Source organism: Stappia sp. BW2 (assembly GCF_008107695.1).
Classification (GTDB): Bacteria; Pseudomonadota; Alphaproteobacteria; order Rhizobiales; family Stappiaceae; genus Roseibium.
Genome location: NZ_VIRG01000070.1, coordinates 827,375 through 851,560, shown reverse-complemented (window position 1 = coordinate 851,560; position 24,186 = coordinate 827,375). Strand labels below are relative to the sequence as shown.

20 protein-coding genes are annotated in these 24,186 nt (G+C 59.6%); 9 read left to right on the top strand and 11 right to left on the bottom strand.

The window, feature by feature from the left end; translation table 11 throughout:
- Positions 1-140 precede the first annotated feature (140 nt).
- Both meaB and FMN63_RS22825 read left to right on the top strand, forming a co-directional pair.
- The gene (gene meaB, locus FMN63_RS22830) at positions 141-1,148 is read left to right on the top strand and encodes a methylmalonyl Co-A mutase-associated GTPase MeaB (RefSeq protein WP_148586429.1); all 1,008 of its coding nucleotides are present in this window, start codon (positions 141-143) and stop codon (positions 1,146-1,148) included.
- Positions 1,135-1,746 carry a pyroglutamyl-peptidase I gene (locus FMN63_RS22825; protein WP_148586428.1) on the top strand — a complete coding sequence of 204 codons (612 nt, stop codon included), beginning with the start codon at positions 1,135-1,137 and terminating at the stop codon, positions 1,744-1,746. Before meaB ends, FMN63_RS22825 begins: the two co-directional genes overlap by 14 nt.
- Positions 1,747-1,946: 200 nt before the next feature.
- Here the strand turns inward: FMN63_RS22825 and FMN63_RS22820 are convergent, their stop codons facing one another.
- Complete coding sequence (locus tag FMN63_RS22820) at positions 1,947-2,525, bottom strand: TetR/AcrR family transcriptional regulator (RefSeq protein ID WP_148586427.1); 579 nt, start codon at positions 2,523-2,525, stop codon at positions 1,947-1,949.
- Between the two features lie 203 nt (positions 2,526-2,728).
- Between FMN63_RS22820 and FMN63_RS22815 the strand changes: the two genes are divergently transcribed.
- Together FMN63_RS22815 and FMN63_RS22810 are read left to right on the top strand one after the other, a co-directional pair.
- Positions 2,729-3,202 (top strand): YHS domain-containing (seleno)protein, encoded by a 474-nt coding sequence (locus tag FMN63_RS22815; protein WP_148586426.1) that lies wholly within the window; start codon positions 2,729-2,731, stop codon positions 3,200-3,202.
- A gap of 178 nt (positions 3,203-3,380) precedes the next feature.
- Complete coding sequence (locus FMN63_RS22810) at positions 3,381-4,751, top strand: TIGR03808 family TAT-translocated repetitive protein (protein ID WP_209001277.1); 1,371 nt, start codon at positions 3,381-3,383, stop codon at positions 4,749-4,751.
- A gap of 312 nt (positions 4,752-5,063) precedes the next feature.
- Here FMN63_RS22810 and FMN63_RS22805 read toward each other — a convergent pair whose 3' ends face one another.
- The 4 genes from FMN63_RS22805 to FMN63_RS22790 all read right to left on the bottom strand — a co-directional run bounded on the left by FMN63_RS22805 (position 5,064) and on the right by FMN63_RS22790 (position 9,462).
- Positions 5,064-5,864, bottom strand: coding sequence for a dimethylarginine dimethylaminohydrolase family protein (locus FMN63_RS22805; RefSeq protein ID WP_148586425.1), 801 nt, complete (start codon positions 5,862-5,864; stop codon positions 5,064-5,066).
- A 346-nt stretch (positions 5,865-6,210) separates the two neighbouring features.
- Positions 6,211-7,239 carry an asparaginase gene (locus tag FMN63_RS22800; protein WP_148586424.1) on the bottom strand — a complete coding sequence of 343 codons (1,029 nt, stop codon included), beginning with the start codon at positions 7,237-7,239 and terminating at the stop codon, positions 6,211-6,213.
- A gap of 35 nt (positions 7,240-7,274) precedes the next feature.
- A complete protein-coding gene (locus FMN63_RS22795) occupies positions 7,275-8,453 on the bottom strand; it encodes an aminotransferase (protein ID WP_148586423.1) in 1,179 nt (392 codons plus the stop codon).
- A gap of 265 nt (positions 8,454-8,718) precedes the next feature.
- Positions 8,719-9,462, bottom strand: a complete 744-nt coding sequence (locus FMN63_RS22790) for a transporter substrate-binding domain-containing protein (RefSeq protein ID WP_148586422.1) — start codon at positions 9,460-9,462, stop codon at positions 8,719-8,721.
- A gap of 687 nt (positions 9,463-10,149) precedes the next feature.
- On the opposite strand from FMN63_RS22790, the gene FMN63_RS22785 reads away from it, so the two are divergent.
- From FMN63_RS22785 to FMN63_RS22775, 3 genes are all read left to right on the top strand, one after another.
- A complete protein-coding gene (locus FMN63_RS22785; protein ID WP_148587315.1) occupies positions 10,150-11,688 on the top strand; it encodes a SulP family inorganic anion transporter in 1,539 nt (512 codons plus the stop codon).
- A 172-nt stretch (positions 11,689-11,860) separates the two neighbouring features.
- Positions 11,861-13,675, top strand: coding sequence for an adenylate/guanylate cyclase domain-containing protein (locus FMN63_RS22780; protein WP_148586421.1), 1,815 nt, complete (start codon positions 11,861-11,863; stop codon positions 13,673-13,675).
- An 89-nt stretch (positions 13,676-13,764) separates the two neighbouring features.
- Positions 13,765-15,618 (top strand): adenylate/guanylate cyclase domain-containing protein, encoded by a 1,854-nt coding sequence (locus tag FMN63_RS22775; RefSeq protein ID WP_209001276.1) that lies wholly within the window; start codon positions 13,765-13,767, stop codon positions 15,616-15,618.
- 49 nt (positions 15,619-15,667) lie between these two features.
- On the opposite strand, the gene FMN63_RS22770 is transcribed toward FMN63_RS22775, so the two are convergent.
- Together FMN63_RS22770 and FMN63_RS22765 are read right to left on the bottom strand one after the other, a co-directional pair.
- On the bottom strand, positions 15,668-16,231 hold the full coding sequence (locus tag FMN63_RS22770; protein ID WP_148586419.1) for a cytochrome b: 564 nt from the start codon (positions 16,229-16,231) through the stop codon (positions 15,668-15,670).
- A 479-nt stretch (positions 16,232-16,710) separates the two neighbouring features.
- Positions 16,711-18,096 carry a homospermidine synthase gene (locus FMN63_RS22765; RefSeq protein WP_148587314.1) on the bottom strand — a complete coding sequence of 462 codons (1,386 nt, stop codon included), beginning with the start codon at positions 18,094-18,096 and terminating at the stop codon, positions 16,711-16,713.
- A gap of 187 nt (positions 18,097-18,283) precedes the next feature.
- On the opposite strand from FMN63_RS22765, the gene FMN63_RS22760 reads away from it, so the two are divergent.
- Positions 18,284-18,853: a hypothetical protein gene (locus FMN63_RS22760; protein ID WP_148586418.1), complete on the top strand. Its 570-nt coding sequence runs from the start codon at positions 18,284-18,286 to the stop codon at positions 18,851-18,853.
- Positions 18,854-18,933: 80 nt separating this feature from the next.
- Here FMN63_RS22760 and FMN63_RS22755 read toward each other — a convergent pair whose 3' ends face one another.
- Positions 18,934-19,485 (bottom strand): GNAT family N-acetyltransferase, encoded by a 552-nt coding sequence (locus FMN63_RS22755; protein ID WP_148586417.1) that lies wholly within the window; start codon positions 19,483-19,485, stop codon positions 18,934-18,936.
- A gap of 10 nt (positions 19,486-19,495) precedes the next feature.
- Positions 19,496-20,626, bottom strand: coding sequence for a type III PLP-dependent enzyme (locus tag FMN63_RS22750; RefSeq protein ID WP_148586416.1), 1,131 nt, complete (start codon positions 20,624-20,626; stop codon positions 19,496-19,498).
- A 704-nt stretch (positions 20,627-21,330) separates the two neighbouring features.
- Here FMN63_RS22750 and FMN63_RS22745 point away from each other — a divergent pair.
- Positions 21,331-21,711: a VOC family protein gene (locus FMN63_RS22745; RefSeq protein WP_148586415.1), complete on the top strand. Its 381-nt coding sequence runs from the start codon at positions 21,331-21,333 to the stop codon at positions 21,709-21,711.
- A gap of 14 nt (positions 21,712-21,725) precedes the next feature.
- On the opposite strand, the gene FMN63_RS22740 is transcribed toward FMN63_RS22745, so the two are convergent.
- Positions 21,726-23,378: a pyridoxamine 5'-phosphate oxidase family protein gene (locus FMN63_RS22740; RefSeq protein ID WP_162530103.1), complete on the bottom strand. Its 1,653-nt coding sequence runs from the start codon at positions 23,376-23,378 to the stop codon at positions 21,726-21,728.
- A 76-nt stretch (positions 23,379-23,454) separates the two neighbouring features.
- Complete coding sequence (locus FMN63_RS22735) at positions 23,455-24,075, bottom strand: glutathione S-transferase family protein (protein ID WP_148586413.1); 621 nt, start codon at positions 24,073-24,075, stop codon at positions 23,455-23,457.
- Positions 24,076-24,186: the final 111 nt, after the last annotated feature.

Below are 24,186 nucleotides of genomic sequence, written 5' to 3'. Positions count from 1 at the left end.
ATCTAACACGTTTTTACCTGCCCGTTTCAATGTTTCCATGTCTTTCGGCGCGGTTGGATGGCGTCCAGATGCGTCACGAATGCGTCTTCACCCTTTGGCGGCAGTGACCTTTGCCGAATCCTGCGCTAACACCTTTAGTCATGACGACAACGGCACGAAATCTCGACCCCGCAAAGCTGGCGGACGAACTCAAGGCGGGCCGGCGCGCCGCACTGGCCCGCGCCATCACGCTCGTGGAGTCGCGCAAGCGCGAGCACCGGCGCCTTGCCCAGCACCTGATTCAAGAATTGCTGCCTCTGACAGGCAAAGCTCTCCGGGTCGGGATTACCGGGGTGCCGGGTGTCGGCAAGTCGACCACCATCGATACGCTTGGGTCCAACCTGACGGCGGCAGGGCACAAGGTTGCCGTTCTGGCCGTCGACCCCTCCTCCACCCGCACCGGAGGATCGATCCTCGGCGACAAGACGCGCATGGCGCAGCTTGCGGTGGATACCAACGCCTTTATTCGTCCCTCGCCCTCGGCCGGCACGCTTGGTGGGGTCGCCGCAAAGACACGGGAAACCATGCTGTTGTGCGAGGCAGCCGGCTACGACGTGATTCTGGTGGAGACTGTCGGCATTGGCCAATCGGAAACGACCGTTGCCGACATGGTGGACTTTTTCTTGGTGCTGATGTTGCCCGGCGCCGGTGACGAGCTTCAGGGCATCAAGAAGGGCGTGCTTGAAATCGCCGATATGATCGCCGTCAACAAGGCCGACGGCGACGGCTCAACTCGTGCCCAGACCGCTGCCTCGGACTACCGTGCCGCCTTGCATATTCTGGCACCCAAGTCGCCTACATGGACGCCACCCGTCATCACGGTGTCCGGTCTTGCCAACGAAGGTCTTGATCATCTTTGGGAGCAGATCACCGTGTTCCGCGAGCGCATGCAGGCAAGTGGTGAATGGCATCAAAAGCGCAGCAGCCAACAGGTCGCCTGGATGTGGGACATGCTTCAACAGCGCATGATGGAAGCCCTGACCACGAACACTCGCACGGCCGAACGTCTCAAATCCCTGGAAGATGAAGTGCGCGGCGGAAAAATCGCTGTCTCACTCGCCGTCGATGAATTGGCCACCTTGATGGGCTTGGCGAATGAAGAGGTCTAATCGCAAGACCGTTCTGGTCACCGGCTTTTCGCCATTCCCCGGGGCCCCCATCAATCCGACAGAACGGCTGATGCGGCGGCTGGCGAAGCGCATGGACGCACATCAATCCGGCATCGACTTCGTCTTTCATGTTCTGCCGACCACCTGGGCGGGGCGTGAAGAGGTCACCGACCGGCTGCGCAAGACGATTTTGCCGGACGCCATCGTGCATTTTGGCGTCGATGGCACGCGGAGAACCATCAACATAGAAACAAGGGCCGTCAACAAGGCCGTCCGCGTGCGTCCGGATGCCCTGGGCAAAGCACCGGCCAGACCTGAACTCGCGGTCTCGCAAGAACGCTCCCGGATATCGACCCTGCCCGCCGCAGCCTTGCGCGATGCCGCCCTTGCCGCTGGCGCCCCAGCGCGGCTTTCCACCAATGCCGGAACCTATCTTTGCAATGCCACACTGTGGGATTCCATCGGCTCGGGCATCGCCAGCATTTTCGTTCATGTTCCCGCGTTGCCGAAAGGCCCGCGCGACACAAGACCGGCCTACCCCGTCATCGAGGAAGCCGCCGTCCGCATCCTGCGCGAACTGGCAAGACGCCTGCGATGAGGGGGGCACTCTCCTGCAGACTTTCCCCTCATCCTGAGGAGGGCTGAAAGCCCGTCTTGAAGGATGGGCCGCTTGCTCCGGAATGTGTCGTCCATCCTTCGAGACAGCACTTCGTGCTCCCTCAGGATGAGGTGGTGTTTATTTGCATGTAGATCTGTATCCGGGCTTCCCAGTTTCCAGAACCTGAGACTGCCGCCCCTTCAATGCACACGCCCCAGCATTTTCTCGACCTGGCGAATGCAGTCCGTCGCCATATCGTCGGAAAGCCCCGCCCGGCCCAGAACCCGCAGGCCGAAATAGGCCGTCAGAATGCCGCGTGCGGTGCCGCGCGCTTCGGTTACTTCAAGCCCATCGTCCTGTAGCGCGCGGTGAAAACCGTTTTCCAGACGCCTGGTCATGGCCTGCAGCTTTGCTTCCGCCTCGGGGCCACCTGCCTTGTCGACCAGGGCATTGCACAAAAAGCAACCGAGCCTGTCTCCCTCTTTCTGGGCGAGATCAGCGACGCGGCCGAAGAGGGCGAGGATACGTTCCCTACCCGTGCCTTCAGCCGGGTCGCCCAGAAACGCAACGGTGTTGCTGATCACCTGATCGTTATACCTGTCGAGCGCCGCCAGATAGACCGACTGCTTGTCCTGGAACGCCTTGTAGAAAGAGCCCTTGGTAATCGCCATGGCACCGAGCAGCTCGGACAGAGAGGCTTCGTCATAGCCAACGTCCCAGAACAGGTCCATGGCCTTTTCCAGTGCCTCATCGGCATCGAATTCCCGAGGTCTTGCCATTTATTCTCCAGTCAAGCCGCTTCACGAAACACTCAAGCACGTGTCACGCGCTTGTGTTTTGTACCATTCGGTTCCTAACTCTATTTAGGAACCACCGGCAAGGTTGGTCAAGTACGGACCATTAGGAACCGATTGGTTCCCTTTTCACCATCGCTTGAGCACATCTGTGCCGGACAAATTCAACCCCTGGGGAGTGATTCCAAATGTTCGCAAATTTCGTTCGTGGCTCCGTCGCAGCCTTCGTGGTCGTCTTCGGCCTCGTTTCCAGCGCATTCGGCGCCGGTTTCGATGTCAACGCCACCAACACCGGCCTGGCCCTGCGCGGTGTCGATCCGGTCTCCTATTTCGTCAATGGCGCTCCGCAAGACGGTGATATCGCCATCACCGAGGTTCATAACGGCGCCACCTACCGCTTCGCGTCCGAAGAAAACCGCAAGCTCTTCAAGCAGAACCCGGAAAAATATCTGCCGCAATATGGCGGTTTCTGTGCCTTTGGCGCTGCCATGGGAGTGAAGGTCGATGGTGACCCGGACCTGTGGAAGATCGTCGACAACAAGCTTTACCTCAACCTCGCACCGTCGATCCAGGAACGCTGGAACAAGGACATCCCGGGCTTCGTCAGCAAGGCCGATGAAAACTGGGTTGGTCTGGAAAACGTCGACCCGAACAGCCTCTGACCGGTCTCTTCTGCCCCTGTAGACCGGTTAACTGACCGGCCAGGCCCTGCCGCCTGGCCGGTTTTTTTGTGCGTCCAACGGCCACCGAACGCCGATCCGGCACGGCTCTTGCGTTTTCAGCTGCAGAGACTTGAGACGCATCCCAATCCGGGACGCAAGCGAGCAATTGGCCGGACCGATGACACGTAACCTTTCGAAACTGAACCGCCGCGCGTTTCTAGCCGGGACAGCTTTGTGTCTTTCCGGGACAGTCGCCGCAGCCCAGATGAAAGTGGCCGACCTGCGCGGCTCCATCGATTCACAGGAGTTGGGCCTTCTGCCCAATGCCGCTGACGATCAGAGCGCCCAATTTCAAAATGCCGTCAATCGGGCGGTCGAGCGTGGCCGCGCCCTCTTCCTTCCCGCCGGCACCTATCCGGTTGCCAACCTGCGCCTTCCTTCCGGCACGTTGATTGTTGGCGTTCCCGGCAGAACACGGCTCGTCTATCAGGGCGGTGGCGGCCAGTTGATCCGCGCTGAAGGTGTTTCCAACGTCGGCCTGACCGGCATTACCTTCGACGGCGCCAACCGCTCCATCGGCGATTTCACCGAAGGACTGTTGCATTTCATCGGCGTCAGGAACGTCGCGCTCGACAACTGCGAGATCGCCGGTTCTTCCAAGATGGGCCTGTTGCTGGACCGTTGCTCAGGCCGTGTCGAAAATTGCCGGATCTCGGGAGCAGCCGAAGCGGGCCTGCGCTCGAACGAAGCCACGGGCCTCGCCATCACCGGCAATTCGGTGACCGACTGTGCCAATGGCGGCATCTGGGTGCACCGCTGGCGGGAGGGCGAAGACGGCACCATCGTCTCCGGCAACCGGGTTGAGCGCATCGGCGCCCGCTACGGCGGCACCGGTCAGTTCGGGAACGGCATCAATGTCTTCCGCGCCCACGGTGTCATGGTGTCCAACAATCGCGTGGCCGACTGCGCCTTCTCTGCAATCCGGTCCAATGCCGGCTCCAACGTCCAGATCATCGGCAATTCCTGCCTTCGCTCTGGCGAAACGGCGATCTATTCCGAATTCGGTTTCCAGGGGGCGATCATTGCCAACAATATCGTGGACGGCGGCACGATCGGCATTTCCATCGCCAACTTCATGGATGGTGGCCGCCTGGCGGTCTGTTCCGGCAATCTGATCCGCAACATCAAGAAGGAAGGCCCCTATCCACCGGAAGTCGCCGGTTTCGGCATCGGTATCGCCGTTGAAGCGGACACGACACTCACCGGCAATGTGGTCGAAGGCGCACCGAAATTCGGCCTGTTACTCGGCTGGGGCCCCTACATGCGCAACATCGCCGCCTCCCAGAACGTGATTCGGGACTGCGGGACGGGAATTGCGGTGACCGTGGTCGATGGCGCGGGATCCGCCGTCATCACCAACAACATCGTCCAGGGCTCCAAAGAGGGCGCCATCAACGGCTTCCGGTGGCTCGAAAAGTCCACCGGCGAGCTGAACAACGTTTCGGAATTCAGCAACCTGACTGTTAATGGCAATCAGGTGGCGGCCTGACCAGTCTGGCCCACCCGGCGCAAAACGCGCTCATCCTCCGAGACGTCCTGCCGCCCTGCTGCCGTGACCTAGCCTCAGGTGCAAGCCGCGCGAGTGGCACCGGAATGGAGTTCTTGCCATGGTCCAGCCATGGCAAGAACGCAGAGAACGGTAGCCTGATGTTTCCTGACAACCTCATCCAGAGGAGGCCGACAGGGCGTCCCGAAGAACGGACCGCTTGCGCAAAACTCCCCGCCCATCCAGAGAAGGCGCTTCCACACATTCCCGGGATCGAGCCGAACAGGCCCTCAGCGCCACAAAACCTGCGAGAACCTAGTCCAGCGCAAACCGCAGCGACAGGCAGGACAGTCCGCCATCGACCTTGCGGGCTTCGTGGGTCGGCAGCACCACTGTCGAGAAACCGGCGGCCTCGATGGCAGCCAAGGTCTTCGGATATCCTTCCGGCACCATCACCACATCGTTCACGCGGATGACATTGGCGGCGTAGTCTTCGCCTTCTGGCACCACCACAATCTCGCGATCGCCAAAAAAGCCGCTGTCGGCCATGACTTTGGTCGCCAGAATGACGCCGTCGCCAAGCGTTGAGCAGGCCGTCTTGAAATGCAGCACGCCTTCCGGTGTCTCGCAGACCTCGGCATTGTAGCCCCACTCTCCCAGCAATCCGGCGAAAGCTTCTGCGCCTTCACGGTCGGTGCGGGCGGACAGGCCGATGAGGATGACATCATCCAGCATCAGCACATCACCGCCGTCGACGTGACCGGTTCCCGGCAGTTCGACAACCTTTTGGAACCGGCTTTCCAGTGCGGCACGGATCTCCGCACCTTCCCCTTCACGGCTGGCCGCGCCCGGACGAAGTTGGATGGCCCCTTCCGGTAGGCAAAAAGCGGGATCTTCGACAAAACAGCTGTCCGGGAACTCTTCAAGCGGCGGCAAAACGTCAACAGTAAGCCCTGCCTCCCGCAATGCCGATACATAACGCCCGTGTTCCGACCGAAACGTCGCACCGCTCGGATTGCCCGTGTCCACCGCCCGGATACCGTCAGCCACGCTATCGGCGGGCGTGCGGGTGATCGCGTGGGTGAAACGGAAAGACAGATCGGGACGATGTGCCATGAGACAACTCCTGTGACAGAAACAAGCGGCCAACCAGCCACCCGCATACCAAAATTGCAAGGCGCCGAAACGCCGAAACCTTCTGTCCGCCAGGTCTGTTCACCGGTAATATCCGGTCTGCCACCGGGCAGGCTAGCAGGGCTTGGGTGATATACTTGGTAGATTTCCTAAATTACCACCTTAAGAAAACAAGGTAATAAATTGGAATCATGGACCTTACCTAGAAAAAACAGTGTTCCAAACCCCGTCTCTTCTTCTTGAGAATCGTTTCGAAACCATGCGTTTCAAAAGATGGACTACAAGCTCGGAAGTATGCAGCAGCCCCAAAACCGGAAGACAATCGTCCTTACGGTAGCGCTGCCTTCAGCTCGGTCAGGAACGCCTCGCGCGGTTTGATGTGACCGGCCTGGATGCCCTGTCGGGTCAGGATCGGCGGATTGACCAGTCTGTCGAGCAGAGCTGCCTCGTCGTCATTGAGCTCCAGCATTGCCTCCAGGACGGTCGCCATCATCACTTCGGACGCCCGGGTTGCGCCGTCGTCACACTTCAGCGATACACCGAAACCAAGCTCGGGAATGGACGCGCAAAAAACGCCTTCAGCGCCGGTCTTTACAAAGACACGGCCCCGGAAAGCTTCCATCACCTGCGTGCAGAAACGGTCCGTTCCGGCGACCATGTAAGGCTCGTTGATGCAGGCATCGAACAGCCGTTCCGCCGCGTCTGCGCGCAGCGGCTCAAGCCCCTCGCCGGTTCCGAAGGCGGCGAAGGCGCGGGCAAAGCTGCGCAACGGCGAAGCGTATGTCGGGATCGAACACCCGTCCGTGCCGCAGACATCTTCCGACAGAGTGTCGCCGGTCATCTGCTCCATCACGTTCCGAACTTCGCGCTGCACGGGATGGTCCGCATTCACATAGCCGCGTGTCTCGACACCCATCACCTTGGCAAGACCAAGGAAACCGGCATGTTTTCCCGAACAGTTGTTGTGCAGGCCGCAGGGTGTTTCGTTTGCAAGGATCAGTTTGGCGGCATCTTCCATGCGCTGCGGCCACTGCGGACCGCATTCCAGATGGTCTTCGGCAAGTCCCGCTTTCATCAGCATGACCCGTGCCGAATTGGCATGAACTTCTTCGCCATTGTGTGAGGCGCAGGCAAGCGCCAGTTCCGCGTCGGAATAGTCCAGCGCTTCCGCCGCCCCCGATTCCACCAGAGGCAACCCCTGAAGCGCCTTGATGGCAGAGCGCGGAAACACGCGGGCATCCACGTTGCCGATACCGAATACGAGCTTTCCGGCGCTATCGACAATCGCGATGCTGCCCCGATGCAAGCTTTCGATCACGGAGCCGCGGGTAACGTCGACCAGAGCCGGATTGTCCATGAAGTTTCTCATTTCCAAGGTTACACAGTGTCAGGCTAAGCGGATTCGGCACGAGCCGCAGTCAAAAATACAGCGAGGCGGGCAAGCGCCTCGTCAATCACGGTGTCCTGCTTGCAGAAACAGAACCGGATGTAGCCTTCAGGGGCATCTGACCCGTAGAAGGCCGAGACAGGAACAGCCGCGACCCCGGCAGCCGTCACAAGCGTCTCACAGGCTTCCACATCCGTCTGACCAAGGCCAAGTCCTTGAAACCCGCAGGTCAGGAAGTAGGTTGCCTCGCAGGGCAGAACGGAAAAACCAAGGTCCGCGAGACCTGCCGCCATGCGGTCGCGCTTTGCGGCCAGGTCTTGCGCCAGCCCGTCGTAATAGCTGTCGTCCTTGCGCAACCCGTAGGCAACGGCCTTCTGCAAATGTGGCGGCGTGGTGAAGGTCAGCCATTGGTGCGCCTTGGCAATCGGATCCATCAACGCGGCCGGCCCCGTGACATAGCCAACCTTCCAGCCGGTCAGCGAAAAGGTCTTGCCCGCAGAACCGATCCTCACCGTGCGCTCGCGCATCCCCTCCAGCGTCATCAACGGCCTGTGGCGGCGTCCGTCAAAGACGAGATGCTCATAGACTTCGTCACAGATCGCATAGGCGTCGTACTGCCGGCAGAGAGAAGCGACCAGTTCAAGTTCGTCGTCCGAAAACACCTTGGCCGTCGGGTTCATCGGGTTGTTAATGAGAACCGCCTTCGTCTTGTCGGAGAAAGCCGCCCGGAGGGCATCTTCATCCAGGGACCAGTGGGGCGGGGTCACCCTGACGCGCACGGGAATGCCGCCGGCCTGCTTCACCAGCGGCAGGTAGCAATCGTAGAGAGGCTCGATCAGAACGACCTCATCCCCCGGCGACACCAGCGCGAAAATGCAATCCGCCAGCGCTTCGGTGGCTCCTGACGTCACCATGACTTCGGTCTGCGGATCGACCTCCAGACCGTAGAAACGGCGATTGGCCTCCGCAATGGCCTGGCGCAAGTCCGGTATGCCCAGCATGGGCGGATACTGGTTCGGCCCCTGCAGCAGCGCATCGGCAGCAGCCTGCCGGATGTCCGCAGGCCCGTCGACATCGGGAAACCCCTGTCCGAGGTTCACTGCGCCATGCGCCATCGCAAGCCGCGACATCGTCTCGAACACAGTGGTGGCAATGCCGGTGAAGACCGGATTGGTCGGCTTCATGGTTCCTCCCGAGCGTCTTTTTCCCGGTTCTAATCCCAGCCGCGTTTGCCGTCGAGCTTTTTCATTTGATCCGGGTTCCGGGGCAATCCTTGCCTGGATCTGATATGTGTGTCGTCGACACGATCCTCCAGCCTCATCGTCCACATGGTGCCCCTCCTGGCGTGGTTGTTGGCTGCGAAATCCGCTTGGGAAGCGACCCTATAGATGAAGACAAAATGACTTGAGGCGGATGGGTCTCGCCGAATGGGCCGACATCCCTGGTTTCTCAGCTCAAGCTGGTCTTGTGCAGAACTTCTTCATCTTGCCCCGGGGCGGTGTCCCCCGCTCCATCGGGTTCCTCACCTGCAATCACCGAAAGCATTCTTCGCAGAACAGCTTCGATCCTTGGCACCAGATCGACATGTCTTTCATGCAGATAGTGATAGAACTCGACCTCCCGCAGAGACGGCCTTAACGGAAAGACACCTTCAAGCTTTTTGTCCCGAATGACCCGACGCCCTGTGCCTTCCCCGGCAATGACGAGATCGACATGGTCGCGCCGAAGCATCTCGAACAATTGTTCAGGAGTTTCGGCAGTCCAGATCTCGGCGAAGCCGTCTGCCAGCTTCGCGGCGAAACGCGCACCGGAGACGTGTCCGATCCGCAAATGTCTGAGTTGCTTGAAGGACTTGCCGCGAAGCTCACGCTTGTTCGCATAGGCAAACGTACGCGCCACAATCACCGGAACATCGACGCGCAAGAGGCTGTTATGGTCGGCTTCGATGGCCCTGACGCGAACCAGCACACCATCGGTCCTGCCGGCAGCCGCGTCCATCAACGCCCTTTGCGGGTTGTTAATGACTGTTTCAACGCGGATGCCCAGCTCTGAATACGCCCTGGCGAGGATTTTCTCGGCGGCAGGGGTCAGATTGGGCGCCTCAAAACCGGATAATCTCAGAACCTCCTGAGCCCGGGCGCCGGACATAAAAAGAAAAACACTCAATATGAAGCAGACATTGAGCCGTCGCATCGCGCCTTCCCTAAGCTGCGGCCATGACAAGTTCATACAAATCTGTTGTTCGAGTGCGGCCACGTCCTCAGCAATCCGTTATCTGGTGGAATAACACTATGGGACAATTCGCGGGGTCTGCAACCTGATTGCATTGCGGTGGTAAATTCTAATCAGAATACTGAATATCGGGCCTTTGATTGGTACATCCGTCGGTCTTTTGGAGCTAGCCCTCCCACCTCTCGACAGGCCCACCCACGTGGCCCTTGCCCAGGAAGCAGCAGAAAAACGGCACCACGAATCAAACCGGCAGATATCCGAACGATAAAACGAGAAGTTATTTTCCTGACTTCACGCGTTCGCAAAGCAGATTAAAATTTTTCTGCTGACCTGCAGAATAGAATGGATCGATGTAGGCATTTCACCTGCGGAAAGTATCGAAACCACATCCATTTTCCCCTGCTCTACTGTCTCAAGGCGCCGGACATTTGCCGTTCATGTCACAAGAACGCGGAAAAACGCGTTGCAGATCCTCATTAGTCTACCTTGCTGCATTGCAAAAAATCGATTAAAAGATGGCCACTTGATCTAGGTCAAAAAGCGGAAATCCGGGCAGGGATTGGCGCTGACCTGAAAAACCACACCAAATATCCGGAGCAGCTCGTGTCAGCACGCGCGGAGGCCGTTGCGCCTGAACAACCATTGAAAATGGATGCGTCCCGCATCAGAACCGAACTCCTCGCCGGGTTGACCGTCGCCCTGGCGCTGGTCCCCGAAGCCGTGGCTTTCGCCTTCGTTGCCGGCGTCAATCCGCTTGTAGGGCTCTATGCGGCGTTCTTCGTCGGACTGATCACCGCCTGTATCGGCGGCCGCCCCGGCATGATCTCGGGCGCAACCGGCGCCCTGGCCGTGGTGATGGTCTCCCTCGTCAGCCTGCACGGCGTGGAGTATCTCTTCGCCACCGTGGTGCTGATGGGATTGATCCAGATCGTCGTGGGACTGCTGAAGTGGGGCAAGTTCATTCGCATGGTCCCTCACCCGGTCATGCTCGGCTTCGTCAACGGTCTGGCAATCGTGATCTTCCTGGCCCAGCTCGGCCAGTTCAAGGTTCCCGATGGAACCGGCGGACTGACCTGGATGACGGGCTCTCAGCTGTATCTGATGCTTGGCCTGATCGTGCTCACCATGGCCGTCATCTGGTTACTGCCCAAGATCACATCGGCCTTTCCCGCACCGCTGGCCGGTATTCTCGTTGTCTCGGCTCTCGTGCTCGGCTTCAATCTCGACACTCGCGCGGTCGGTGACCTCTCGTCGATTTCCGGCGGTCTGCCCGAGTTCCACATTCCCATGGTGCCGCTGACGTTCGAGACACTGCAGATCATCCTGCCCTATGCTGTGATCCTGGCTGCCATCGGCTTGATTGAATCCCTGCTGACGCTGAACCTGGTGGCCGACCTGACCGGCACCAAGGGCGGTGCTTCCAAGGAATGCCTTGCACAGGGCACGGCAAACGTGGTGACCGGCTTCTTCGGCGGCATGGGTGGCTGCGCCATGATCGGCCAATCCATGATCAACGTGAAATCCGGTGCACGCACCCGGATCTCCGGCATTTCCGCAGCTCTTTTCCTGCTGTCCTTCATTGTCATCGCGTCTCCGCTGATCGAACGGATTCCGGTGGCGGCGCTGGTCGGTGTGATGTTCATGGTTGTGATCGGCACCTTTGCCTGGACCAGCCTGAAGATCATGCACAAGATCCCGCCGATCGATGCGATCGTGATGGTGATCGTCACCTGCGTTACCGTCTATTCGGATCTCGCGGTCGCCGTCGTTGTCGGCGTGATCATCTCCGCGCTCGCCTATGCTTGGAATGCGGCCAGCCGCATCCGGGCCCGGACGGGCACCAGCAAGGAAGGCTGGAAGGTCTACCGGCTGAGCGGGCCGCTGTTTTTCGGGTCCACCACCGGCTTTACCGATCTGTTTGATCCGCTGAACGACCCTGACGACATTGTTGTCGACTTCATCGACAGCCGCGTGGTCGATCATTCCGGGCTGGAAGCAATCGATGCACTGGCTTCGAAATATCTTGCGGCCGGCAAGCGCCTGCACCTGCGCCATCTTTCGCCGGACTGCAAGAAGCTTCTGGCCAAGGCAGGCGACCTCGTCGAAGTTTCGGTTCTTGAAGACCCGGACTACGAAATCGCCGTGGACTACGGTCACAGGTTCGAGTCGAAGGAAAAAACCACCTGACGCGCCTTTCGACGCATTCACCTTCAAGACCCGCACGGCCTCGGCCTTGCGGGTCTTTTTGCATTCAGGGAAGCTTTCTGGCCTTCGATGCGGTTCCCTGATTGCTCCGCGGCGCGTAATTTGAAACAGATACCGGCCTAACGACCAAAAAGCTCACGATCAGGACGTCACGGTGGCAGCACGCAGGAAACTCTTCATCACGCCGACCCTTGCAACCGTCATCGGCAGCTTCGTGCTGATGACTGCTGCCGCCATCCTGTTCATCCAGGCTGTCACCTCATCGCAAGTCGTCAGGAGAATGGGCGGTGAACTGGTGGACATCGGCATGGATGCGGCTCAAACCGCGTTTGTCGAGCAATTGAACGCCATCACCGAAACGGCCGAGTTCACCAGGCTGACCTATGAGCGCAAGGAGCTGCCGCTCGACGATCCGGACCTCGTCCTGTCCTATCTTTACGGTGCGCTTGCCCCGATGGAGCAGGTGTCCTTTCTCGTGCTGATCGATGAGAACGGCAAGGGCATTGATGTCGACAGGGGCGATGCGGACGGCAAGCTGCTTGGCGGAGACGTCAACCTGGCGAAAGATATCCCGATCCTCGTTCCCCTGTCGGAACGCGCAAAGACACAGACGGGCGCTTTCTGGAGCGAGCCGTTCTATATGCCGAACCGGGAACACACCTACTATGTCTTCGTGCGCCCGCTCCATGAAGGCAAGACCTACCGCGGCAGCCTGATGATCGGCATGTCGCTGGACCGGATGTCGGAAATCACCTGGCATGTTTCCACCGACGACATAACCGTGTTCCTGATGAAGGAGGGATCTGACGAAATTGTCGCCCATCCCGACCTTTACAAGTCCTTTGGCAAGCTGACCAAGGAAACGCCACTGCTCAAGGTCAGTCAGCTCCCCGATGTCTTTCTGGCCGGCTTTGAGGATATGCCCAAAGTGGACAATGCGTCCTTCGACATTTCCGAGGATCTGGATATCTATTCCGGCACCGATTCAGACGGCGCCAAGCGGTTCGTGATCCTGGAGCAGAAGAATGAAAACCTGATGGGGCTTCCGGTCAGGATCGGCATGCATTTTCCAGCCGAGTACCTGGATCAGCCGCTCAAACAACTGCTGGCGGCGCTTATCGTGGGCGGCGCACTGCTTGCCCTGTCCCTGCTCGGCGCCGTTTTGCTGGCAAGACGGATCGCAAGGCCGGTGCAACGCGCTTCGGTCGCGGCCAGAGAGGTGGCAGACCTGAACCTTGAAGCCGTAACACCGCTGCCCGCAAGCATCATCCGGGAGCTCGACGATCTGTCCAAGGGCTTCAATGCCATGGTGGGTGGTTTGAAAGCCTTCAATCGCTACGTTCCGAAAACGCTCGTCCAGAAGCTTCTGCGCGAAGGCAGGGCCGATGCTCCGCCGGAGGAACGCGAGGTCGCGGTGCTGTTCACCGACATTGCCGGGTTCACCTCGGCGTCCGAAGGCATGACGGCAACCGAAACCGCCGCTTTCGTAAACCATCACCTTTCGCTGCTCGGTGCGGAAATCACCCGGGAAGGCGGCACCATCGACAAATACATCGGCGACAGCGTCATGGCCTTCTGGGGCGCTCCGGAGCGGCTGGAAAATCCGGCGGAGCCTGCTGCTCGCGCCGCCATCGCAATGGCGCGGGCGATTAGGGTGGACAATCAGGCACGCATCGCGCGCGGCGAAGCACCGGTACGCATCCGCATCGGCCTTCACATGGGACCACTTGTCGTTGGCGACATCGGCGCGCCGGAGCGGGTGAACTACACGGTGATTGGCGACACGGTGAATGCCGCCTCCCGTCTGGAAAGTCTCGGCAAGGAGATCGACGAGACTGCCGATGTGGTGATCCTCGTTTCAGAGGAAATCGCCAGATGCCTCGACAGCACGTTTGATCAGGAGGTCATCGGTGCGCACATGGTCAAGGGCAAATCGGAAGCCGTCGACGTTGTTCGATTGCGCGGCTGATTTGCCATTGGCCACGAGCTTCGTAGTCGCCTGTTTGGCCGACACACCCACACTTTGCCTCAAGACGTTATCGGGGTATGGGTAGGGAATTGAAATTCAGTCCGCGGGCCAAACACTTGCCACTCAACAGGCGCCTTCACATCACGCCGACGCTTACGACGGTTATCGGCGGTTTTGTCTTCGTAACAGCAGCGCTTGTTCTGATCGTTCAGGCATCAACATCTGAAAAGGTGGTGCGCAACCTGGGTGGATCGCTGATCAACTCGGGCATGCACTCCCTCGACCAGGCTTTTAGCGCCCAGATCGAAGCCGTAGAGGAAGCCAGCTCCTATACCGTGGATGCCCTGGCCTCCGGCAGCATTCTGATGAGCCGCCCGCAGGAGGTCGCCGACTATATGTTCGGCGCGCTTTCGGCCATGGAACATGTTTCCTTTATCATTGTTGTCGACAGGAACGGCAATTTCATCCAGGTCGACCGGGGCCGCGCCGACGGCATTCTCGTGCCGCAATTTGTGCCCAAAACCGATGAAACCCACGCGCTCGCAGGTCTGATAGCGTCTTCGAGCACAAAGACCGCACCCTTCTGGTCCGGGCCGTCCTTCTACCCCCAGCGCCAGCACACCTACATCGCCCACGTTCAGCCGATCCTCTCCGAAAGCCCTGAAGGCCGCACATACGAGGGTCTGGTTCTCATGGCCATGTCCATGGAGCGCTTGTCCGAAGTCACCAGCGACATTTCCACCGGACTGGTTCAGGTCTTCATGATCAATCCGCAGACTTACGGCGTGATCGCGCATCCGGCGCTGCCGGAAGTTTTCAACCTTCTGTCGCCCACCCATCCTGTCATTGATCTGGAGAACGTCCCGGACTCCTTTCTGAAAACCTTGCGATCGACCGAGCCGGTCGATGCATCGACGTATGGCATTCGCCCCGGGCACGAAATGCGTGCCGGATATGATGTATTTGGCAACAAGAGATTTGTCGTCATTCAGAGCCCGGACCTCGGCCCGACGGGGCTGCCGATTTCGATTGGCGCCCATTTTCCGGCAGAAATTCTGGAGCAACCGCTTGAACAGTTAAGCGATGCCATCCTGATCGGCGTTGCACTGCTTGGTCTGTCTCTGGTCGGTGCCGGTTTCCTGGCCCACCGCATCGGCCAGCCGATCCGCCGGGCAGCTCTCGGCGCACGGGCTGTTGCCGATCTGGAACTGGATGCTGCGGAGCACTTGCCCGGGAGCTTCGTCCGCGAACTGGATGATCTGGCCAACGGCTTCAACTCGATGGTCGGTGGCCTGACCGCTTTCAGCCGGTATGTACCGAAAACGCTCGTCCGGAAACTTCTGCGCGAAGGCAGGGCCGATGCTCCGCCGGAAGAACGCGAGGTCGCGGTGCTGTTCACCGACATTGCCGGGTTCACCTCGGCGTCCGAAGGCATGACAGCAACCGAAACCGCCGCTTTCGTGAACCATCACCTTTCGCTGCTCGGTGCGGAAATCACCCGGGAAGGCGGCACCATCGACAAATACATCGGCGACAGCGTCATGGCCTTCTGGGGCGCTCCGGAGCGTCTGGAAAATCCGGCAGAACCCGCTGCACGTGCCGCCATCGCAATGGCAAAGGCCATAAGGGCGGACAATCAGGCCCGCATCGCGCGCGGCGAAGCACCGGTGCGCATCCGCATCGGCCTTCACATGGGACCGCTTGTCGTTGGCGACATCGGCGCGCCGGAGCGGGTGAACTACACGGTGATCGGCGACACGGTGAATGCCGCTTCCCGTCTGGAAAGCCTCGGCAAGGAGATCGATGAGACTGCCGACGTGGTAATCCTCGTTTCAGACGAAATCGCCAGACGCCTCGACAGGACCTTTGAACGCGAGCCGATTGGCTCGCACCAGGTCAAAGGCAGGGTCGAAGCGCTGGAAGTCGTTCGGCTGATTGGCTGACATCCCTGATCTGTCGGGCGTCAACCAATCCAATCCACCGTTGGGTCCGTTACAGGATCTTGTAGAGTGTCGGGTCACGCCTCAGAACGTGGTGGAACACCACCGCCCCAATGTGAAGGGCGAACAAAACCAGCAGGACCCAGGCGCTCCAGGAATGAATGGCCGAGAGCGTTCCGGCAATGTCCGGCGATTTGCCGATCGGGCTCCAGACGGGAATGACGCCGAACCAGCTCAGCGGGAAACCATGCGCATTGGTCGCCAGGAACCCACTCACGGGCATGATGATCAGGAACAGGTAGAGCAGACCGTGCACGGTGGCAGCAGCCATCCGTTCCAGCGCTGGCCCCTCCTCTGCCGGCTTGTGAGCGAGAAGCTTGTTGCCCACACGGACGAGCATCAGCCAGAGCAACAGAAAGCCGAAGCTTTCGTGCAGCAGGTAGAAATCCAGGGACACGTCGCTCTTCACGAACTTGATGACATAGCCCAATGGCCATGTCGCCAGAACCAGAGCAGCAATTATCCAATGCAGGATCCTTGTCGTTCCGGCATGACGGCTCTCCGGTGCAAGCGGATGCGCGAAAGTTTGTGAGGTCGTTTCCGGGGAAGTCGGCACTGTTATTGTCCTTTTTATGATGTCAGCAGCTGGCTGTCGGTCATGGGGTGCCCGGTCCTTTCACGATCGGTCACCCCCGGTCGGAGGTGCGCTAAACGGCTACCGTTATCATCAGTGTTTGAAGCAGTCCGAAGCACAGATACTGACACATCTTACCTGCCGCCTTGTCCAAGCCCCTGTGACGGGTGACACAGCAAAAACAAACCGAACACGTCCGGCGCGACAAAACCGGTAAATCTGCACAATAACAACCTGCAGAGGTCGCATACCCACCGGATATGACGGTTAATCTACAGATTAGAGCGCCTTTTGTCAGTGACAAGCGTTTCCGATGAAACGCTATTTGCTCAATATCGACTTCAACTTTGTCGTGTTGATCACAAGATCTCGAAAATCGAAACGTCCAGAAACCCCGGAACACAGTAAAAAGCCGCCGGAGCTACCCGGCGGCTGATATTGATCAGGAAGTGCGTTTAACGTCACCGCACCAAAACGTTCCGGAACTGCCAGGGATCCTTGGTGTCGATATCTTCCTTGTAGAAGCCGGGCCGCCCTTCTAGTGGTGTCCAGTCCGTGTAATAGCCCTTTACAGGACCAAGATAGGGCGACTGGATTTCAAGGCAGCGCTTGTAGTCCATCTCGTCCGTCTCGACGATCCCGGCCTCCGGGTTTTCCAGCGCCCAGACCATGCCGGCCAGCACGGCCGATGTCACCTGAAGACCCGTCGCGTTCTGATACGGCGCCAGTTCCCGTGTTTCCTCTACTGACAACTGCGAGCCGTACCAGTAGGCGTTTTTCTTGTGGCCGTAGAGCAGAACGCCGAGTTCATCGATGCCATCCTGCAGTTCACTCTCGTCGAGAACGTGCAGCGTCTCCTGAACCTTGCCCGCAGAGCCGAACAATTCGTGCAGCGAGAGCACCGCAACGTTTGCCGGATGATAGGCATAGTGGCAGGTCGGGCGATAGCTTGTCTTCTTGCCGTCCCGCACCGAGAAATAGTCTGCGATCGAAATCGCCTCATTGTGCGTGACTAGGAAGCCATATTGCGCGCCAGGTGTCGGACACCATGTCCGGACACGGGTGTTGGCGCCCGGTTGTTCGAGATAGATCGCGGCCTTGCAGCCCTTCTTGTGCTTCTTGGCGTTTGCGGGCTTCCAGGTTTCATGCGTGCCCCAGCCAAGTTCGGCAGGCTGGAAGCCTTCGGACAGGAAACCTTCCACTGACCAGGTGTTCCAGAATTCACCGGAAGGCTTCGGTTCCTTGGCCCGCTGGGTATCGCGTTCGGCAATGTGAATGCCTTTGACACCCACCTTCTTCATCAGCTTCGCCCAGCCTTTCTGACTGGTCGGCTCCTTGAATTTGACGCCGGTATCGGTCGCAATATCGACCAGAGCCTTCTTCACGAACCAGGACACCATGCCCGGATTGGCCCCGCAGCAGGAGACCGCCGTGGTACCACCGGGGTTCTTCTTCTTTTCCCGGCGTACGGTTTCACGCAGCGCGTAGTTGGTCCGGTCGGCTGCCGTGGCGGTGTCGTCGAAGTAGAAACCTGGCCAGGGCTCGACCACCGTGTCGATGTAAAGCACACCCAGCTTGCGGCAGAGCTTCATCAGGTCCAGCGATGAAGTATCGACAGACAGGTTGACCACAAAGCCCTGCCCCTCGCCCTCTGTGAGCAGAGGCGTGAGAACGTCCTTGTAGTTTTCAGGTGTCAGCGACACCTTCTCGAACCTGTAGCCCCGGTCCGTGACAAGCTTGGCATCGGCATCGACCGGGTCGATCACGGTGAACCGGTTTTTGTCGAAGTTGAAATGACGCTCTATCAGCGGCAACGTTCCCTTGCCGATGGAACCAAGACCGATCATCACGAGAGGGCCGGTGATGGTGCCGTGAACAGGGCCCTTGCCGGCGCCGGTTAAAGCCTTGGAGGCCGGAGCTTTTGAAGCTGCGACCTTCACCGGAGCTACTTTGGCGGGGCCAGACTTACCGGTTGCAGGTTTCGCCGCTCGCCTTGCAGGAGCTTTCGCTTCGCTTGCCTTGGCAAGTGCTGCTTTGGCGACCGATGCGGCTGGTTTCTTCGCCGCGGATCTGGCCGGAGCAGTCTTTGAAGGACCGGAAGTCTTGGCCGGCTCTTTTTGGGGAGCCTTGGTGGCAGCCGCCTTTCCCGTCGAAGTCCTTCGGGGTGCAGCTTTGGCTGCGGCCGGTTTGGCCGAGGCAGTTTTAGTGGAGGTTGTTTTGCCAGATGAGGCTGTGGCAGACGCAGCTTTGCCAGACGTCGAATTTGCAGATGTCGATTTGGAGCTTGCAGGCTTCCCGGCCGCAAGTTTGGACGCAGCGGTGCGCGGTGTGGTCTTGCGCCGCGTGGCCGGCTTTGCAGCGGCCTTTGCCGCCGGTTTCTTCGGCGCACCGTCGTTGGTGTCGTCGGTCATATGCGTAACTCCAATCCTATCCGATATGCCGCCCTCACCGTGTCCGGAGGGTCCGGCCCATTGGGGTATCCTTCATACAGAAAAGCGCACTTATTGCGCCATTGTAACGTGTGGCTGGTTTCTGCAGGAATTTCAAGTCTTCCCGAAAAAGCTTAGTCAAGGAAAGACAAACGAACTTCTCCGGACCTTCTAGGCAAAAGACAGGCCTCTGCTTGAAAAAACAAGAGACGGCGGCGAAAAAGATCGCCGCCGTCCTCTTCAATGTCCTGACGTTCAGACTGCTTGCGACGCCGGGAAAACCTCGTCCCGCGCCGTTGGCGCCGCCATCGGGTCCAGCACGCCGGCCGCTGACAGAACGCCTTCCAGCCCGGCTATATGCCCCGGAGCGAACTCCAGTCCGAGAAACCGGTGATAGTCCACCGGGCCTGGCAGCGCGACCTTGTCGAGAAGGCCGGCTGCAAATCCGAAGCGCGTGTAATACGGCTGGTCGCCGACCAGGATCACGGATCCATGGCCAAGCATGGCTGTCTGGTTGAGGGCGTGCCGCATGAGGCGGTCCCCGACCTTCAGTCCCCGGCAGCCCGGATCGACGGCAAGGGGTCCAAGCAACAGGCTTTGCGAGCCGTTGCGGTCCGCCACAGACCAGAGCCTTACCGTTCCCACGAGCTTGCCAGATTCGTCGATCGCGGAAAATGCGAAGACCGGAAGCCGGCCTTCACGCAGACGCTCGGAGGTTTTCCTGAAGCGGTCCTCACCGAAGCAAAGGTCAAGCAGACCCTCGCGGGCGCCGGTGTGATCCGGCGCCTCGTCCACAATATCAATCATGGCACTTGCCTCAGATGACGAAGGACGCCAGCGGCGCGAAGCCGTTGAAACCGACCGTGGAATAGGTCGTGGTGTAGGCACCACAAGCCTCAATCAGCACCTTGTCGCCAATGGACAGGCTCACCGGCAGTTCGTACGGCGTCTTTTCGTAAAGAACGTCGACGCTGTCGCAGGTCGGGCCAGCCAGCACGCAAGGTGCAGTGGCGTCACCGTCGCGCGGGGTGCGGATCGGATAACGGATTGCCTCGTCCATGGTTTCGGCCAGGCCGTGGAACTTGCCGATATCGAGGTAGACCCAGCGCACGTCGTCGCTCGCGGATTTGCGCGAAATCAGAACGACTTCCGCTTCGATCATGCCGGCGTTGCCCACCATGCCGCGGCCCGGCTCAATGATGGTGGACGGCAGACGGTTGCCGAAATGCTTGCACAGCGCCTGGAAGATCGCTTCGCCGTAGGTCGAAACGCCCGGGACGTCTTTCACATAACGGGTCGGGAAGCCCCCACCCATGTTGACCATTTTCAGTTCGATGCCGCGGAGCGCCATTTCCTGGAAAACGCCTGCTGCCATGGCGAGAGCGAGATCCCATGCGGTGAGGTTCGCTTGCTGGGAGCCGACGTGGAACGAAACTCCGTGGGCGACAAGGCCGAGCCTGTGCGCATGTTCGAGGACGTCGGGCGCCATTTCGGGGTCGCAGCCGAACTTGCGGGAGAGCGGCCATTCGGCGCCGACGCCGTCGCACAGGACGCGGCAGAAGACTTTGGAGCCAGGGGCAACGCGGCTGATTTTTTCGACTTCTTCGACGCAGTCGACGGCGAAGAGGCGGACGCCATACTGATAGGCACGCGCAATGTCCTTCTCCTTCTTGATGGTGTTGCCGTAGGAAATGCGGTCTGCGGATGCACCGGTTGCCAGCACCATTTCGATTTCGCCGACGGAGGCGCAATCGAAGGAGGAACCAAGGCTTTCCAAGAGCGACAGGATTTCAGGTGCCGGGTTGGCTTTCACCGCGTAGTAAACGGAGGTGTCCGGCAAGGACTTGGCAAATGCTTCGAAATTGTCGCGCACGATGTCGAGGTCGACAACAACGCACGGGCCATCTTCGTCACGTCGGCGGAGGAAATCGCGGATACGGTCGCTCATGAGGGTGCCCCTCTTTCTCAATCTCAGCCGCAGGCGCGCTTCTTCTTGGCGTGCGCGCTGCGTTCACGTCGCAGGGTGCTGCAAAGCGCACCGGGCCTCCCCCGGGATGGAACCGGAGGCCGGGTTGACTGCAGCGACGGTTGGGCAATGCGACTGACAAAACAGTACAAAGCCGTCCCGCGTCGGGAAATGCCGTTGATTGGATCGGGAGAACCGAACCGCACGTCGGGCAATGATGTAACAAGTGCCTCTTTAGTGACCCCGGAGGTTGGAAACCCCGGCAGAGACCAAAAAAGCCCTCTTACGTCGTTGCTTTAAGCCGTCCGGATCTCAGCTGCCCCGCCCCTTGGCGGATTGTCTGGCAGCAGCCCCTTAAGAGATGTCTGGAACGACACCCCATGAACGACCACGGGCACGTGCGAATTTGGGCAAGGCGTATATGCGCGCGTTCGCCCCTCGATGCAATAGGAAATTTTGGGTTGCAGCCAATTTTTTTCACGAGAAAGCCGTCAGGCCACTTTTCGTCCGAAAGCCTTGCCCTGCTTTAACTATTTCGCAAAAAATGTGACAGTTCCGGCTGACGTTTCATCGTGTTTTGCTCATCCGTGCAACCACCCCGCCGCATTGACACGTGAAGCACGAAAAGTCAGACAAACTGTCCATCACCCACCAGATCCACCCAGCCTGTCGGGAAAGGCACTTGCATGAAGATCGGGAAGCTCGACCACGTCAATCTGCGTACCACGCGGCTCGACGAGCTGATTGCCTGGTATGGCGACGTTCTGGGGATGAAACCTGGCCCGCGCCCGGACTTCGCTTTTCCTGGAGCCTGGCTTTACGCCGGAGAAGCAGCGGCCATTCATCTGGTCGGCATAGAAGGGCCGGTAGCCACCGGATCCGAGACCAAGCTGAAACTGGAACATTTCGCGTTCACCGCTTCAGGCCTTGAAGCGTTCGAAGCCAGATTGACCGAACGCGGCGAACATTACCGCCGTTCCGTTCAGCCCGGCACGGGAACGGTTGCCATCAATGTCTGGGACCCTGACGGCAACCATATCCATGTCGACTTCGCCCCGGAGAACTGAGGTTTCAGCCGCCCCTAAAACGACTCGAAACGGATTTGCTCCTGCGGGACACCCTCGCGCACCAGCCCCTCCTCCAGCTCCGCCAGAAAGGCCGCGGGTCCACAAAGGAGGTATTGCGTATCCGCGCTGCCTGAAAGAGCCACCAGACTGGCTGCCGATATCCGGCCAGCGTGATCGAAATCATGCCCGGGACTGTCCGACGGCAGCGGCCGGGTATAGTGGGTGACGATCTGAATGTTCGCCTTGCCCTTGACCAGCGCCCGCACTTCCTCGCGGAAGGCATGATGATCACCATCGCGAGCGCTATGCACGAACCACACCGGCCTGTCCCCCTCCTCACCCACCAGCTGATGCAACATGCTCAACACGGGCGTGATCCCGATACCTGCGCTCACCAGCACCAGCGGGCTTTTCGTGTCAGGCAGGGCAAAATCACCGGAGGGCCTTCCAGCATCCAGAAAACCGCCAACCTGAAAGACATCGTGCAGGATGCGCGAGACCAGCCCTTGCGGCTCGCGCTTCACGGATATCCGGTAGCGACCGTCAGACGGATCGCCGGAGAGTGAATAGCTCCGTTGTACCTTGCCGAGACCAGCTGGCAAATGAAGCTCCAGTGGCAAATGTTGCCCCGCCCGAAACGGCGCCAACGCCCCTCCGTCGCGCGCCTCGAACACGAGTGATGTCACATCGGCGCTTTCCCTGTGCCTGGACGCCAGCCGCAGGGAACGGATCGCGTCAGCGTCTTTCTGCCAGCGCAGATGAAGCGCGGACGTCAACTCGACGATGCTCTCGATTTCAAACGAGACCAGTTGGCGTGCGCCCGGAACCTTTGCCGCTTCGGCCTTGTCCCAGATTATCGTCGCCCGGCCCGTCATCTGCAGCAAGCTGCCGGTGCTGAAATCCAGAAACAGCAGACCGGTGCGCGGATCGCCAAGGATGTTGCCCAGTGTGTTGTAGAACTGGTTGCCCGCGTAATCCGGAAACCGCAGGGTACGATCGTCAAGCACCTCGACGAAACCACGCTCCCCGCCGCGATGGCTGACGTCCATGCCATACGCCGGATCGTCCCCCTCGCCCCGGTATCCGGTTGCGATGAAGAACGTATCGGCCGACCCGACCCATTGCTGTTGCGAGGGGCTCAGGACGGCGCTGCGAACGACCCGGGCCGCGGCTTGCTCCGTACTCCAGCGGACATCTCGCGCCCGGATATATTGCGGGCAGTTGCCAAAGGACTGGCCAACCGAGAACCCGAACCCTTCCGTCCCCGCACGCGAGACCTTGCCGTTCACCCTGTTGCGCCGCCGGGTCGCAAGCTCGATGCCGATAAACCCCACATCGGCTCCTTCGGAAAAGGCGCCTTCCAGCGCGTCGCCCTCGACCGGCAGCGCGGACACCGTCAACGACCGCGCGTCGGGCGAGCGCACAAATCCCGGCCAGCCTTCCAGGACTGTCGCCCAGGGGCGGCCATCGGCATCTCTTGCCGATGCGACCATGAACATCTGCGCCTCAAAAAAGGCCCGATGCTGATCGGGCATGGCCTCGCGGATAGCACCGCGCGCCCAGAGTTCGACATCCCGCTCGCCAAGGCGTTCTTGCACACGGCGCTCGCCATCATGAAACGGAGAAGGGAAGACCGGCCTGTTGGCGGTGTCATCTATCTCGGCCATCGTTAAATCCTCTCGGTGCATCCAGGATCGCCAGATGCAGGCCCTTGCTAGCAAGGACCTGCAGTGCGGGAAAATGTTAGGCGGCAAGACCTGCCTTGCTCGCCGGCATGGCCACAAAACCCGGCAAGGCCTCGATGCGCGTCAACAGTCCACGAATGCGCGGATAGGGTTCCAGCGAGACGTTGCCTTCCGGTGCATGGGCCGTGTAGCTGTAGATGGCGATGTCGGCGATCGTCGGACGGTCTCCAACGAGCCATTCGCGACCATCGAGATGGGCTTCCAGATTATCAAAAGCCACCTTGGCAACAGACTTCGCGCGTTCCGGATCAAGCGGCGCTCCGAAGACGGCAATCAAACGTGCCGCGCCCGGACCGCTGGCAAGTTCACCGGCGGCAAAGGCCAGGAAGCGATGCACTTCCGCTTCCAGATACGGATCTGTCGGCAGCCAGTCCGGCGCATATTTGCGAGCCAGGTAGACGAGGATCGCGTTGGAGTCCGCGAGAACGGTCGTACCATCTTCAATGACCGGAACGAGGCCGACTGGATTGAGCTTCAGGAACGGGTCGCGCTTGTGCTCACCATCTACAAGGTCGACCTCGACCAGCTCGTAGTTGATGCCGGTGAGGCTGGAAAAGAGTTCCACCCGGTGGCAGTGACCGGAGAGCGGAAAACGGTGGATCTTGATTGCGTTGGACATCGCCAGCTTCCTCTTGCCTTTAAGGATCTTTCCGCGGCCGAAGCCTCTTGGTTCGGTCCGCTGCCCGCAATATGTCACTCGCCCTGATTGGAAATAATCTTCGAATTCATT